At 64.9% G+C, this 12,942-nt stretch carries 16 protein-coding genes; 12 read left to right on the plus strand and 4 right to left on the minus strand.

Going from position 1 to position 12,942, the window contains the following annotated elements:
* Positions 1-84: 84 nt before the first annotated feature.
* The 10 genes from CRO01_RS15590 to CRO01_RS15635 all read left to right on the plus strand — a co-directional run bounded on the left by CRO01_RS15590 (position 85) and on the right by CRO01_RS15635 (position 9,820).
* The gene (locus CRO01_RS15590) at positions 85-2,508 is read left to right on the plus strand and encodes a methyl-accepting chemotaxis protein (protein ID WP_097010099.1); all 2,424 of its coding nucleotides are present in this window, start codon (positions 85-87) and stop codon (positions 2,506-2,508) included.
* A gap of 61 nt (positions 2,509-2,569) precedes the next feature.
* Entirely contained in the window at positions 2,570-3,403 is an 834-nt protein-coding gene (locus CRO01_RS15595; RefSeq protein WP_097010100.1) for an RAD55 family ATPase, read from the plus strand.
* A gap of 111 nt (positions 3,404-3,514) precedes the next feature.
* Positions 3,515-4,468 (plus strand): hypothetical protein, encoded by a 954-nt coding sequence (locus CRO01_RS15600; protein WP_097010101.1) that lies wholly within the window; start codon positions 3,515-3,517, stop codon positions 4,466-4,468.
* Positions 4,465-5,019: a hypothetical protein gene (locus tag CRO01_RS15605; protein ID WP_097010102.1), complete on the plus strand. Its 555-nt coding sequence runs from the start codon at positions 4,465-4,467 to the stop codon at positions 5,017-5,019. Before CRO01_RS15600 ends, CRO01_RS15605 begins: the two co-directional genes overlap by 4 nt.
* Positions 5,020-5,104: 85 nt before the next feature.
* Positions 5,105-5,434, plus strand: coding sequence for a transcription factor S (locus CRO01_RS15610; protein WP_097010103.1), 330 nt, complete (start codon positions 5,105-5,107; stop codon positions 5,432-5,434).
* Positions 5,435-5,528: 94 nt separating this feature from the next.
* The gene (locus CRO01_RS15615; RefSeq protein ID WP_097010104.1) at positions 5,529-5,720 is read left to right on the plus strand and encodes a hypothetical protein; all 192 of its coding nucleotides are present in this window, start codon (positions 5,529-5,531) and stop codon (positions 5,718-5,720) included.
* A gap of 146 nt (positions 5,721-5,866) precedes the next feature.
* Positions 5,867-6,109: a HalOD1 output domain-containing protein gene (locus CRO01_RS15620; RefSeq protein ID WP_097010105.1), complete on the plus strand. Its 243-nt coding sequence runs from the start codon at positions 5,867-5,869 to the stop codon at positions 6,107-6,109.
* Between the two features lie 153 nt (positions 6,110-6,262).
* The gene (ppc, locus tag CRO01_RS15625) at positions 6,263-8,953 is read left to right on the plus strand and encodes a phosphoenolpyruvate carboxylase (protein ID WP_097010106.1); all 2,691 of its coding nucleotides are present in this window, start codon (positions 6,263-6,265) and stop codon (positions 8,951-8,953) included.
* Positions 8,954-9,197: 244 nt separating this feature from the next.
* Positions 9,198-9,437 carry an antitoxin VapB family protein gene (locus CRO01_RS15630; protein WP_097010107.1) on the plus strand — a complete coding sequence of 80 codons (240 nt, stop codon included), beginning with the start codon at positions 9,198-9,200 and terminating at the stop codon, positions 9,435-9,437.
* A 2-nt stretch (positions 9,438-9,439) separates the two neighbouring features.
* Complete coding sequence (locus CRO01_RS15635; protein ID WP_097010108.1) at positions 9,440-9,820, plus strand: type II toxin-antitoxin system VapC family toxin; 381 nt, start codon at positions 9,440-9,442, stop codon at positions 9,818-9,820.
* An 89-nt stretch (positions 9,821-9,909) separates the two neighbouring features.
* Here CRO01_RS15635 and CRO01_RS15640 read toward each other — a convergent pair whose 3' ends face one another.
* The 3 genes from CRO01_RS15640 to CRO01_RS15650 all read right to left on the minus strand — a co-directional run bounded on the left by CRO01_RS15640 (position 9,910) and on the right by CRO01_RS15650 (position 11,019).
* A complete protein-coding gene (locus CRO01_RS15640) occupies positions 9,910-10,425 on the minus strand; it encodes a GNAT family N-acetyltransferase (protein WP_097010109.1) in 516 nt (171 codons plus the stop codon).
* Positions 10,426-10,609: 184 nt separating this feature from the next.
* Positions 10,610-10,840, minus strand: a complete 231-nt coding sequence (locus CRO01_RS15645) for a helix-turn-helix domain-containing protein (protein WP_097010110.1) — start codon at positions 10,838-10,840, stop codon at positions 10,610-10,612.
* Complete coding sequence (locus CRO01_RS15650) at positions 10,837-11,019, minus strand: DUF7501 family protein (RefSeq protein WP_097010111.1); 183 nt, start codon at positions 11,017-11,019, stop codon at positions 10,837-10,839. Before CRO01_RS15650 ends, CRO01_RS15645 begins: the two co-directional genes overlap by 4 nt.
* 187 nt (positions 11,020-11,206) lie before the next feature.
* On the opposite strand from CRO01_RS15650, the gene CRO01_RS15655 reads away from it, so the two are divergent.
* Both CRO01_RS15655 and CRO01_RS15660 read left to right on the plus strand, forming a co-directional pair.
* Positions 11,207-11,737 (plus strand): hypothetical protein, encoded by a 531-nt coding sequence (locus CRO01_RS15655; protein WP_097010112.1) that lies wholly within the window; start codon positions 11,207-11,209, stop codon positions 11,735-11,737.
* Positions 11,738-11,905: 168 nt separating this feature from the next.
* Positions 11,906-12,151, plus strand: coding sequence for a hypothetical protein (locus CRO01_RS15660; RefSeq protein WP_097010113.1), 246 nt, complete (start codon positions 11,906-11,908; stop codon positions 12,149-12,151).
* A gap of 25 nt (positions 12,152-12,176) precedes the next feature.
* Here CRO01_RS15660 and CRO01_RS15665 read toward each other — a convergent pair whose 3' ends face one another.
* On the minus strand, positions 12,177-12,869 hold the full coding sequence (locus CRO01_RS15665) for an SDR family NAD(P)-dependent oxidoreductase (protein WP_097010114.1): 693 nt from the start codon (positions 12,867-12,869) through the stop codon (positions 12,177-12,179).
* Positions 12,870-12,942 lie beyond the last annotated feature (73 nt).

The raw sequence follows: 12,942 nt of genomic DNA on the forward strand, positions 1-12,942 counted from the left end.
TCTACGTACCGCTCGGTCGCGCTATTACTATCAACGTTGCAAAATTATAAAGCATAAGGTAAGTATGCTACCGTCGTCGACTCGATGCTATCTCGGCTCCGGGGGCTCCTCCCCGATTCGGTACGGAACAGCTACCCGCTGAAGGTCGGCGCCGCGCTGGTCGCCGTCATCTTGCTCGTGAGCGCCGTCGGCGGCGTCGTCTACGCTCACACCGGCGACACCCTGCGCCAAGACACCCAGCAGGAGCTAGAGACAGCCGCGACCAGCGAGGCCGACCGGATCGACCAGTGGCTGGAGGATACCCGGTTCCAGCAGTCGAAACTCGCCAGCTCGCACTCGCTGCGGATCGACGACGGCGACGAGATTCAGGCCCGGCTTGCGACTACCGTCGACCAGCACGACAGCGTCAGGGGTGCCTACCACGTGAACGTCACCTCCGGCGCGGTGCTCGACGTGTACGGCCACGGCCTAATCGCCACGGGCGGCTCGCTTCGTTCGGCCAGTCACGAGCGGGTGCGGGCGCTCAACGACCCGAGCACGACGGTCACGACGGCGACCGTCTCCCGTTCGGAACTGTTCCGCGCGGGACCGGACGGATCGGCCGTCTTCCTGTTCGTCAGCAACGTCGAGACCGACGAGCACCGCGCCGTGGTGTCGGTCATCGACGCCGCGACGCTCTCGGAGGCGACGCTCCAGCGGCGCAGCGACGGCGAGACGGTCGTCGTCAACGACTCGGGAACAGTTGTACTTGCGCTCGACGAGTCGCGGCTGCTCCAGTCGGCCGGCGTCGACGCGGGCGACCGGCCGGACGGCGGCGGCTTTTTCACCGCAATCGGCGACGACGGCGCCCAGCAGGCGGTCGGGTACGCTGGCCTGACCGAAGCCGACTGGACGACCACCGCCAGCGTGCCGACGGCGGCGGCCTACGCCCTGCAGTCGGACATCTCGCGGGGCATCCTTGCGATGGTGCTGGTCGCCACCGGCGGCGCGCTGGCGATCGCGCTCACGATCGGGCGCAACACGGTGCGCTCGGTTCGGGACCTTTCGGACCGGGCGGCCGCCCTCGAAGCCGGCGACCTCGATGTCGACCTCGAAACGGAGCGCACCGACGAGTTCGGCCGGCTGTACGACGCCTTCGGAAGCATGCGTGACTCATTACGCGAACAGATACGCGCAGCAGAGAGTGCGCGCGAGGCGGCCGACCGCCAGCGTGCCGAGTCCGAACAGTTCGCCCGGAATCTCGAAACGACCGCCGACGAGTACGGCGCCGTCATGTCGGCGTGTGCCGACGGCGACCTCACCCGCCGGATCGACCCCGACGACGAGAGCGAGGCGATGGCGACGGTCGGTCGGGAGTTCAACGACATGCTCGACCAGTTAGAGGCGACCGTCGCCGGCGTCGCCCGGTTCGCCGAGGACGTCGCGGTCCGCAGCGAGCAGGTGACTGCGGGCGCCGCCGACGTGCGGGACGCCTCTGAACGGGTCACCGACTCGATTCAGGAGATCTCCGAGGGCGCCGAGCGCCAGCACGCCCAGTACGAGACCGTCTCCGCGGAGATGCAGACGCTCGCGGCGTCGGTTCAGCAGGTCGCAACCTCGGCGGAGGAAGTCGCAGACATCGCCGAGCAGACCGCCGAGACCGGCCGTGAGGGGCGCGACGCCGCCGAGGACGCCATCGCGGAGATGGACGCCGTCGAGCACTCCTCGCGGGACGCCGTCGAAGCTATCGACGATCTCCAGTCCGAGATGGAGGAGATCGAGGACGTCGTCGAACTGATCACCGAGCTGGCCGAGCAGACGAATCTGGTCGCGCTCAACGCCAGCATCGAGGCCGCTCGCACGGGTGACGGCGACCGCGAGGGTTTCGGCGTCGTCGCCGACGAGGTGCGGTCGCTCGCCGACGAGACCAAGGCGGCCGCCACCGACATCGAGGAGCGGATCGAGTCGATCCGCGACCAGACCACCCGGACGGCGTCGGAAGTGCGGGCCGCAGCCGACGACATCCGCGACAGCGCGGCGACCGTCCGCGACGCCGCCGACGCGTTCGAGGGGATCGACGAGCACGCCGCGGCGACCAACCAGGGCGTCCAAGAGATCCGCGCGGCGACGAGCCAGCAGGCCGCCACCACCGAGGAGGTCGTCTCGATGGCCGACGAGGCAGCGACGGTCAGCGAGGCGACGACCGCCGAGGCCGAGACGGTCGCGGCCGCCGCCGAAGAGCAGACCTCGACGATGGTCGAAGTCGCGGACAACGCCTCCGGACTCGCCGACCGCGCCGATAGCCTGCGTGACGCGCTCGAGCGGTTCGAGACGCGCGCGTCGGTCGACGGCGGCGACTTCGACGATGACCGAACTCCGCCCCGGGACGACGATAGAACTCTGACGCGAAACGACGGCCCAGACCTCGGCGACGCCGGCGCGTCCGAAGCGACCGGCGCCGAGACGACGAACGCCGACCCCGATGACGGGGAGTCGCCGTCCCCGATTCCGGCGTCGACGACCGACTGATTCGGCGCGGTCCGAGCGCCACACCCACAAGGTCTAACCTACCCCGGTCCAACGTCGGGGTATGGCTCGCGTTCCGTTCGGCATCTCTCGGCTGGACTCGATGATCGGCGGTGGCGCACCGCCGGGGAGCGTCGTGCTGGTGGCCGGCGAGGTCGGCGCCGGCGCTCGGGAGTTCATCTACACCAGCGCGGTGATGAACGGACTCGCACACGCCGACGAGGAGCAGTTCGATCTCTACTACGGCGGCCTCCACGACCGAACCCGACTACCTGCTGGCGTTCGCTATCTCTCCTTTACGGCCAGCGAACCCGAACTGACCGAGGAGATGCGCTACGCGATGGAGACCGATCTCGTCGACGCCGCTACCGATCCGATCGACTTCGTCGATCTCTCCTCGGAGTACTTCCAGCTGAGTCAGGTGCCGACCGAGTGGTACTCCTCGATGACCCAGAGCATCACCTCGCTCGGCGCCGACCACGACCGCAAGGACGTACTCGACGCGCTCGGGGATTACCTCAACGACCACGCCGAGGACAGCCTCGTCGTCATCGACTCGATCACCGACCTGCTCAGCCTCGACGACCAGCTTCAGTGGGATGACGTGCCGATGCTGCTCAAGGGGCTCAAGCGGGCCTCGAACCGCTGGGGAGGGCTGATATTGCTTTTGGTCACCGTCGACACGCTCACCGATACGCAACTCGGCCAACTGATGGCGGCGACCGACGGCGCCATGCTGTTCGAGTGGGCAAGCGGCGGCAGCGAGCGCGACCGGACGATGGTCGTCAAGCAGTTCCGCGGCGTCCTCTCGCGATTGGAGGCCGAGAACATCATCCGCTTCGAGACCGAGATCAACGACGCCGGCTTCGACATCAGCGACGTGCGCAAGATACGCTGACTGCGGATGTCACTGATCCGACTGTTATCGGACGCGTTGGTAGGCTGTTCCTACCGGCAGGCGTGGTCCTGCACCTAACCCTTAAGATGGTCGTGCTCCAATACGCGATGAATGGCGAGCGACAAGTCGGGGTCCGAAGAGGTCTCGGTTGCGCTTCCCGCCGACGTACGCGACTGGCTCGGCGACAGGACCAGCAACGGCGAAACCCCCGACGATGTCGCACGGCGACTCCTCGCTGCCCACTACGAACTGGCAAACGGCGAGGGCCCCGATCCCGACGAACTGGCACCCCGCGACGACGCCGTCGACGAGCGCGTCGACCAACTCGATGCCGAATTTCGCGATCTTCTGGACGACGTACGCAAGCGAGTCATCCAACTCAAGCGCGAGACGGACCAGAAGGCCGACCGCGACCACGACCACCCCGAGGTCGCCGACCGCGTCGACGACCTCGAACAGCGCACCGCCGAGGCCGCGGATCGACTGGCCGAACTGGACGACGCCGTCGCTGCCGCCGAGGACAAACTCGCCACCGGCTTCGATAATTACGAGGACATTCTGGAGTACCTGACCGACGAAACCGGCGCGCTCCGCGAGCGGACCGACACGCTGGCTCGCGCGGTGATCGAACTCCGATCGGAGTTCGAACGCATCGCGGCCGACCGCGTGCGTCGGGAGCGCGTCCGCGAACTCAAGCACGCGGCCGCCCAGTACGGCGTCCGAACCGCCGAGTGTGACGCCTGCGAGGCCTCCGTCGACGTGGCGATGCTGACCGCGCCGGAGTGTCCCCACTGCGCTACTCGCTTCACCGACGTTCGTCCCGGCTCGCGTTTCCTCAAACCGAACGTGCTCGAAACGGGCGATCCGCCCGCGCTGGCCGGTAGCGACGATCAGAGCGACGATCTGAACGTCGACCTCGATTCGATCGTCGAGGAGGACCGAGACGTGCCCGACGGCATCGAATGGGCGACGACCGACGGCGGCGAGAGAGCCAGTGACGGGGACGAGCTATCGTCCAGCGATGCACGTCAGGAAACAGAGCGAACTGACGGCGGTGAACCATGAGCGAGGAGTCCGAGGACGACCTCCCGGACGAGCCGCTCGCCGACCTCGCCGCGAGCGTCCGCGACGATGACGACGCCGACACCGAGACGACTGACGCCGACGGTGGGGCCACTGACGATGTCTCCTCGGTCCCTGCCTCCGACGACGCGGACACCGATCTCCCGCCGCTGCCGGGTGAGACAGCTTCGGACCCGAGCCGCGAGGGACCGCTCGGCGATCTCGCGGCGGAGGTCGATCGGCGTCGCGGTGACGCCGACCCAGACGATCTCGACGACCTGTTCACCAGCGAGGATGTCGCTGATCTCGATGTCGATGCGGTCTGGGACCACGTCGAGTCCGGTGGCATCGATGTCGACGTGACTGCCGACGCCGACGACGAGCAGGTCATCGAGAAGGCGAGTTTCTGCCAGCAGTGCGAGTTCTTCGCCGAACCGCCCGCCGTCGGTTGCGAGCACGACGGCACCGAAATCCTCGAACTGGTCGACACCGACAACTTCCGGGTGCGCAACTGTCCGAAAGTCGCCGAAGAAGAGCGACTCGGCGATCTGTAGCGAGTGCGGACTCGGCAAGCACACTGCGGCATCCCGACACCATCGGAACGGGCCGTTTTTCATCGTCAGTCCCGTAGCCGAACACATGCAGTTTTGCGACGCCTGCGGTTCGATGATGAAGTCAGTCGACGGCGAGATGGTCTGTACGAACGACGACTGTGGCGCCACCACCGAGCGCGACGACGATCTTGCCGAGTCGTTCGTCTCGACGGAGGCCCAGAGCGGCGACGAACTCATCGAAACCGAAGAGGGCGCCGAGTTCGAGGGCAAGCCGACCAGCGACGACGTTCACTGCGACGAGTGTGGCCACGGCGTCGCTTGGTACACGATCAAACAGACCGGCTCGGCCGACGAACCGCCCACGCGCTTCTTCAAATGCAAAGAGTGTGGGCACCGCTGGCGGGAGTACAACTGAGCGGGCTGTGCTCGACTGAGCCGACTGTGCTCGCCGGCACGGTCGGAAGTCGCCACCACTTTTTTCATTTTTGCGCCGAAAACCTGCGGGTGCAATGTCCACCGAAACCAGTTCCAAGAGTGGCGACGACAGTTGGGCAACCGACGCCGTCGAGAGCGCCACCGACGACCTTCGTCACGAACTGGAGTCGGCGAGGCGTGACGCGACAGGCAAGAAAGCTCGGGCCATCGAGAAGGCCGAGAATCTGCTCGATCGCGCCGAGCAGGCCCTGAAGAAGCGAACGTAAGCCGCTATTTGCGGTCGGTGGTCCGGCCCCGCGTCGATCGTTATTTTCGGTAGGCTCGTACAGAGCACTCCGTCAGCGAACGGGTCGCTCGGGTGATCGTTGAACGGTGTCCCGGCTTTACGGTTCACTGTGTACGAGAGCGTCTAATGGCTCGTTCCGAGCAACCCCCCATCGATGTCGCCATCACGCGCCGCCTCCTCGACGGCGTCGCCAGCACCGGCGGGGTGGAGATTTCCGATCTCACGCCCCTGTACTTCGCCGTCGATCCGGACGCCCTCACCAGCCTGTTACAGGAGTCAGACGCCGACGTGCGGGTCGACTTCGAGTACGAGGGCCGAACGGTGACGATCACCGATGGTCATCGAGTGACGATTGCCGACGACTTCTGAACGGTGTTGCGAGCGTCGAGTCCGGTGCAAGCAGGCGCTGGGAGCGGACGCGCTGGCGACTGCAAGCGAATCTTCCACGATCGACCGCTATATCCGGCGCTTTCGGTAATACGTTCCGGAGCGTTTTAGCCCGAGGGGTTACATGCGGGAGATATGCGATTACACGACAGGGACGTCAGACAGGACGTGCGCGAACTCGGCGCGTTGCTCGGCGACGTACTCGAAGACCAGACCTCACGGTCGGCCTTCGAGACGGTCGAGACGCTGCGCACGTCGGCGATCGACTATCGGGACGACGAACTCGACTCCCGACAGCCGCTCCACGACGAACTCAACGGGCTCACGCCCGATCGGGAGAGCATCGTCGCCCGCGCGTTCACGACCTACTTCGAGCTGATCAACCTCGCCGAAGAGCGCGAGCGGGTTCGCTCGATTCGGACGGGTTCCCAAGAGGGCACGCTCGAAGACAGCCTCGAGACCGCGTCCGAGGAGCTGTCCGAGATGGACGCCGACGAGGCCCAGCAGGTCCTCGACGACGTGCTCATCGAGCCGACCTTTACCGCCCACCCGACCGAGGCGCGGCGCAAGACGGTCAAGGCGAAACTGCGTTCGGTCGCCAACCACCTCGAAACGCTGGACGAGCGACGCCTCACCAGTAAGGAACAGGGTCAGGTCGAGCGCGACATCGACGCCGAGGTCACGAGCCTCTGGCAGACGCCCCAGGTTCGCAACCGCCGTCCCGAGCCCGAAGACGAGGCCCGGAACGTCCAGTGGTACCTCGAAAACACGCTGTTCGACATCGTCGGCGAGGTGTACGACGAACTCGAAGACGCGCTCGACGACGAGTTCGACGAGGACCTCGACGTTCCCAAGCTGTTCGAGTTCCGATCGTGGGCCGGCAGCGACCGCGACGGCAACCCCTTCGTGACGCCGGAGGTCACCGAGAACACGCTCGAACGCCAGCGCGAGGTCGTCCTCGATCGATATCGCGGCCAACTCAAGCGCCTCTCTGGTGTCCTGAGCCAAGACGGCCACCGGATCGAAGTCGGCGAGCGCTTCGAGAAGTCGATCGCGGCCGACATCGAGCGCCTGCCCGGCGTCGCCGAGGAGATCGAGGAGCGCTACCCCGACGAGCCCTACCGCCAGAAGCTCAAGCTGATGCGCGAGCGGCTTCGCCGCGTCGGCGACGTTCGTCCCGGCGGCTACGAGGACGCCGACGAGATGGCCGACGACCTCGACGTGCTCGCCGAGAGCCTGCGCGCCAACGGCGCCGACTCGGTCGCCGAAGCCCACGTCGATCCGCTGGCCCGCCAGCTCAACACGTTCGGGTTCAACCTCGCCAGCCTCGACCTGCGCGACCACCAGAAGATGCACACGGCGGCCGTCTCCGAGGCGCTCGACCGCGAGGGCATCGACTACGAGGCGATGGACGAAGACGAGCGCGTCGAGACCCTCACGGACGCCATCCTACAGGACGAGCGCGTGATCGACCTCGGCGATCAGGAGGAGCTTTCGGACGACGCCGCGCGCGTCCTCGAACGGTTCGATCGACTGGCCGACTGGCAGGAGGAGTACGGCATCGAGGCGATCGACACGTACGCCGTCTCGATGACCGACGAACCCAGCCACGTCATGGAGGTGCTGTTCCTCGCGGATCAGGCCGATGTCGTCGAACTCCCCGGCCACTGCGGGCTCGACATCGTCCCGCTGCTGGAAACCGAGCGCGCGCTCTCGGGCGCCCGCCGGATCATGGGCACGCTCTACGAGAACGAGGCCTACGAGATGGCCTTGGAAGCTCGGAACAACACCCAGGAGATCATGCTGGGCTACTCCGACTCCAACAAGGAGAACGGCTTCCTCGCCGCCAACTGGTCGCTGTACAAGAATCAGCGGCGTCTCGCCGAGATCTGCGACGACTTCGACGTGACGATGCGGCTGTTCCACGGCCGCGGCGGCTCGATCTCGCGTGGCGGCGGCCCGATGAACGACGCCTTGCTCTCCTTGCCCAACTCAACGGTCACCGGGCAGGTCAAGTTCACCGAACAGGGCGAAGCCATCGCCGAGAAGTACGGCAACCAGCGCATCGCCGAGCGCAACGTCGAGCAGATGCTCAACGCCCAGCTCCGGGCGCGCAAGAACTCGATGGAACAGCCCACCGAGGACGTGCCCGAGGAGTGGTTCGACGTCATGGATCAGATGGCCGACGCCGCTCGCGAGGAGTACCGCGATCTGCTCGAAACCGAGGGGTTCGTTCAGTACTTCGAGGAGGCGACGCCGATCACCGTCATCGAGAACCTCAACATGGGCTCGCGCCCGGCCTCCCGCTCTGGCGAGCGCAACGTCGAGGACCTGCGCGCGATCCCGTGGGTGTTCTCGTGGACCCAGTCCCGGTGTATCCTGCCGGGCTGGTACGCGCTTGCGACCGGTATCGAGGCCTACCTCGACGACGGCGGCGACGTCGAGACGCTCCAGTCGATGTACGAGGAGTGGCCGTTCTTCCAGACGAAACTCGACAACGCCGCGATGGCGCTCGGGCGCACCGACATGGAGATCGCCGCCGAGTACGCCGACCTCGCCACCGAGGATCTGCGCGAGCAGTTCTTCCCCCGCGTCACCGACGAGTACGAGCGCGCCATCGACCACGTCGTCGAGATCACTGGTCGGGACCACGCGATCGACCGCGACTGGCTGCGCGAGAGCCTCGACCGGCGCAACCCCTACGTCGACCCGCTGAACCTGCTCCAGACGCACCTGCTTAGCCAGACCCACCGGACGGATCTGGAAGAGCAGACGCTGCGCCTGACGGTCAAGGGCATCGCGGCCGGCATGAAAAACACCGGATAATTTCGCAGCCCACGTTTTTGCGTCAGGACGCCGACGTGGCCGCGGCGTCCGACTGCGCGCTGCTGTTTGCCCGTCGATTCCGTTAGCGACCGTAGAACCAGCACGTGCACGTGAGGAACGCGACGATCGTCCCGACGGCCGTGCCGATATTGGTGCCAAACGGGACCGGCAGCGCCTGTTGCACCGCCGCGGCAATCGCCGAGGAGATTATGCACAGCGAGTGTGTACGTTTACGTGTACACGTATGCCGACGAAAACGCTGACCATCACAGAGGAGGCGTACGAGCGGTTGAAGGCACACAAACGCGAGGATGAGAGCTTCACGGATACCGTCCTCCGGTTGACCGAGGCCGAGCAGGACGTGATGCGGGGGTTCGGTCTGCTCGCTGACGACGACGGGTTCGCAGAAGCCGCCGGCCGTACTCGTGACGACCTCGCGGACGGCTTCGAAGAGCGACGCGAACGGCGTGAAGAGCGGTTATGAGCATGATTGCACTGGATTCGTCGTTTCTGATCGATTACCTTCGCGGCGTCGACGCCGCTCGGGAATTTCTGGAAACGCAGTCGGAGCCGGTTTACTACGTCCCGACCGTCGTTCTGTTCGAACTGTACCGGGACGCCGCGTGGTCCGATACCGACTCCGTCGGGGCGGTTGCAGATGCCCTCGGATGGGCTGAGCCCCTTCCGCTCGATGCCGACGCGACGCGAGAGGCGGCCGAGATCCACGCCGAGTTGCTCGAAGCCGGCGCGCCGATCAATGCGGCCGACGCGATGATCGCCGGCGTCTGCCGGCACCACGGCGCGGCGCTGGTCACCCGCGACGGCGACTTTGGCGCTGTTGACGAGCTCGAGACCATCACGTACTGATAGGTTCTATTGAATTTCTGGGGAAGGAGCGACGTGACGCTTTCAGCGAGTAGTACAGGGCAAGTAGTTAACGGAGCAGCTATCGATATTCATAGGACTTTCTTATAAAATATCATAGTAAATCGGTCGTCGTCAAACTCTACGTCTTGTCTTTTAATTTCACGGAAATCCTTCTTTTCGTAGAGCCCTTGAGCCGCTTTCTGTCTATGCGTCGTATCCAAGATCAATGTCTCAAAACCGTCGTCCCGTGCTCGATGTTCAAGTTCATCGTAAATTTTCTCACCAAAACCTTGTCCTTGGCTTTCGGAAGCAACACGCATTCGGGTTATCTCAGCTGTTTTCTCGGGTAAATCACCAAGGAACTGTGTGAAATATTCGCTCGGTGGTTTGTACGCCCCCATCGCGGCGATTTGCCCGTTGATTTCTCCAACCAGAAAGTCACCACCTCTATCGAGATAAGCTAATTCGATATCTTCAAGATCAGCATCTAATTTGTCGTCGCCTTCCACAAACGCATCTACGTCATCCATTGGCTCAACATGAAGTTGTAGTACGTGCTTGTGATCAGCGGAGCGATACTGCCGAATAGACAGCTCATTTTCCATATCAGCCCCTTTGAGAGGAAGAATCTAAATCTTGGTGTGAGATACGCCCTTTTTATAGCACCCCTCCGTTCAGTTCGCACCTCTATGTGTCGGCTGACTCAAAGCCATCGCACCAAACGAAAAGAACGGCAGCCCGGCCGCAGCGGCCGGCAGATCGGCAGACAGCGACCCGTCGTCGGTTCAGTTACGTCGTCAGGTAGTAGCGCCCGTCGGCGTCGACGAGCCCCTTCGATTCGAGCGTCCCGAGCGTCTCGAACAGGACGAGTTTCCCGACATCGAGGCGCTTCCGGAGGTCGTCGACGGTCGCGGCGCCGTCGGTCGCAAGCGCGAGGTAGACCAACTTCGCCGTCGGCGACTCGATCGTCTCGGGGAGGGCGTCGGAGCGCGTCTCGCCGACCGATTTTGCGAGGCTCATCCGGACCACTCACCGCCCATGTCGCCGCTGACGTTCGAGCGCCACTGGTCGAAGCCCGACTCGCAGTCGGGACTGTCGTGGATGTGGTCGATGAAGCCGGCGCCGGGGTCGGTCAGTTCGCCGTCGCAAAACGGGCAGGTCGAGGGGTCGGTCCAGTTCGTGGGTTGCGTGCCGTTCATGGCTACCTGAAGATTCGGCGATTTCCCATATAAGCCTATCCGGGATATATTTAAAATGATTCTAGGGCCCTAGTACGGCATACTATGGCAATCAAACTGTTTGGCAACATGTGACGGTATCGCTGCGCGAACTCGCCCCGCGGACGCGAGCGCGTCCCTTTTTGCTCGCGGCCCGCTATGGACGGTCGTGTCATCTGACGCCGAGGCCGGCGCGGGCGAGTCCTCCCGCGTCGAGGTCTACCCTGGCCGGGAGATCGTCGTCGACTTCGACCCCGATCTGACCTTCGAGTGTGTCGAGGACTGCACGTGGTGCTGTCAGCACGGCGTGTTGCTCTACGAGGAGGACTTTTACGAACTCGCGGAACGCGCTCCGTTAGACGAGACGACGACGCAGTTCCGCGGGCAGGACTTCGTCCGCAAGGAAGAGAAAGACCGCGAGGAACACGTCGGCGAGGACGGGCAGGCGTGTTACTTCCTGCGCGACGACGGCCTCTGTTCGCTCCACGCTGAACACGACTGGAAGCCGGCGCGTTGTTCGGTGTTTCCCCTCGCCGTCTCGGTCGAGGACGGTGAGATGCACGTCGGCATCCGCGACTCGGCCCACGAGCACTGCGAGGGGTTGGACGTCAGCGAGCGCCGGGTAATCGACAACCTCGACGCCTTTCTGCCGGAACTGCTCTGGGAACTGGACGATCCCGCGAGCGAGCGCGAACTGTAGCCGAGGGGGATTCACTCACGTGCCGACGCATTCGAGCGGGACGCCGTCGCTTCGGTCACGATGCTCGCCGTCGTTTCGGCCGTCGGGACTTTTCAAGCGAGCACGACTGCGGTTTATGCACAGGTTCGTGGTCTGTCCCGACAGGGCGGGAGACCGCCCGGAGTTCCTATGGCACGAACACACATCACCGACGACGACGAGGGAAAGCAGGTCGTAAACGACCGCGGCGACCAGATCGGCATCGTCAAAGAGGTACGCGCCGGCACGGCCCACATCGACCCCGATCCGGGGCTGACGGACTCGCTGAAGTCCAAACTCGGCTGGGGCGACACCGACGAGGACACGTACCCGCTTCAGGAGAACATGATCGAGGACGTTACCGACAGCGAGGTCCACGTCCGCAGCGACATGTAGGCCTCGTCAACGGGCTTTTTTGGCGTCAACGCGTCGCCGTTTTCCACTCGCGCAGTCCCACGACCGCTCCATCGATATCTTCGGCCGGCGCGTCAACGGCGGCCCAGCGGAACATCGGTGCGACCGCCGGGGGATCGCGCCCGTCGTCGCCCGAGAGGCCGGTCGATACCTGCCCCGGATCGACGCAGCCGACCGTCTGCTCTAGGTCCGCCGCGAACCCGCGTGCGATCGCTTCCGCTGCGGCCTTCGACACCGCGTAGGAGCCGATCCCGGGCGTCCCGTCGCGTGCAACCCGCCCTGTCGGCACCAGCACTCGGGCCTCTGGAGCGAGGTGTGGCGCTGCTTCGCGCAGCGTCGCAAACACCCCGCGGGCGTTGGTCCGGAGATGATCGTCGTACGCCGCGTACGCCTCGTCGTCGATCGGCGTCTCGCCGGGAGTGCCGTGGTAGACGCCGGCGCAGGCGACGACGATATCGATCTCCCCGCCAACTCGCACGGCCGTTCCCAGCAGGCGCTCGACGTCGTACTCGTCGCGTACGTCCGCACGGACGCCCGTCACAGTTCCGCCCTCGGCCTCGATATCCTCGACGAGCGCGTCTACGTCGTCGGCCTCGCGCGCACAGCAGACGACGTGTGCGCCCGCCGCCGCGAACTCCTCGGCCACCGCTCGCCCGATCCCCCGCGTCGCTCCTGTCACGACAGCCGTGGCGTCGTCCATACCGTTCCTATGGTGTGATGACTCGTAAATCCGAACCCTGTCGGTCGGTGAACCGCCTGCCCTGCCGGGACTA

This window comes from Natronoarchaeum philippinense, assembly GCF_900215575.1.
GTDB lineage: Archaea > Halobacteriota > Halobacteria > Halobacteriales > Natronoarchaeaceae > Natronoarchaeum > Natronoarchaeum philippinense.

Excerpts from the sequence above, each read along its gene's own strand:
- CRO01_RS15590 (WP_097010099.1), top strand. The coding sequence starts at position 85 with ATGCTATCTCGGCTCCGGGGGCTCCTCCCCGATTCGGTACGGAACAGC.
- CRO01_RS15595 (WP_097010100.1), top strand. The coding sequence starts at position 2,570 with ATGGCTCGCGTTCCGTTCGGCATCTCTCGGCTGGACTCGATGATCGGC.
- CRO01_RS15600 (WP_097010101.1), top strand. The coding sequence starts at position 3,515 with ATGGCGAGCGACAAGTCGGGGTCCGAAGAGGTCTCGGTTGCGCTTCCC.
- CRO01_RS15605 (WP_097010102.1), top strand. The coding sequence starts at position 4,465 with ATGAGCGAGGAGTCCGAGGACGACCTCCCGGACGAGCCGCTCGCCGAC.
- CRO01_RS15610 (WP_097010103.1), top strand. The coding sequence starts at position 5,105 with ATGCAGTTTTGCGACGCCTGCGGTTCGATGATGAAGTCAGTCGACGGC.
- CRO01_RS15615 (WP_097010104.1), top strand. The coding sequence starts at position 5,529 with ATGTCCACCGAAACCAGTTCCAAGAGTGGCGACGACAGTTGGGCAACC.
- CRO01_RS15620 (WP_097010105.1), top strand. The coding sequence starts at position 5,867 with ATGGCTCGTTCCGAGCAACCCCCCATCGATGTCGCCATCACGCGCCGC.
- ppc (WP_097010106.1), top strand. The coding sequence starts at position 6,263 with ATGCGATTACACGACAGGGACGTCAGACAGGACGTGCGCGAACTCGGC.
- CRO01_RS15630 (WP_097010107.1), top strand. The coding sequence starts at position 9,198 with ATGCCGACGAAAACGCTGACCATCACAGAGGAGGCGTACGAGCGGTTG.
- CRO01_RS15635 (WP_097010108.1), top strand. The coding sequence starts at position 9,440 with ATGATTGCACTGGATTCGTCGTTTCTGATCGATTACCTTCGCGGCGTC.
- CRO01_RS15640 (WP_097010109.1), bottom strand. The coding sequence starts at position 10,425 with ATGGAAAATGAGCTGTCTATTCGGCAGTATCGCTCCGCTGATCACAAG.
- CRO01_RS15645 (WP_097010110.1), bottom strand. The coding sequence starts at position 10,840 with ATGAGCCTCGCAAAATCGGTCGGCGAGACGCGCTCCGACGCCCTCCCC.
- CRO01_RS15650 (WP_097010111.1), bottom strand. The coding sequence starts at position 11,019 with ATGAACGGCACGCAACCCACGAACTGGACCGACCCCTCGACCTGCCCG.
- CRO01_RS15660 (WP_097010113.1), top strand. The coding sequence starts at position 11,906 with ATGGCACGAACACACATCACCGACGACGACGAGGGAAAGCAGGTCGTA.
- CRO01_RS15665 (WP_097010114.1), bottom strand. The coding sequence starts at position 12,869 with ATGGACGACGCCACGGCTGTCGTGACAGGAGCGACGCGGGGGATCGGG.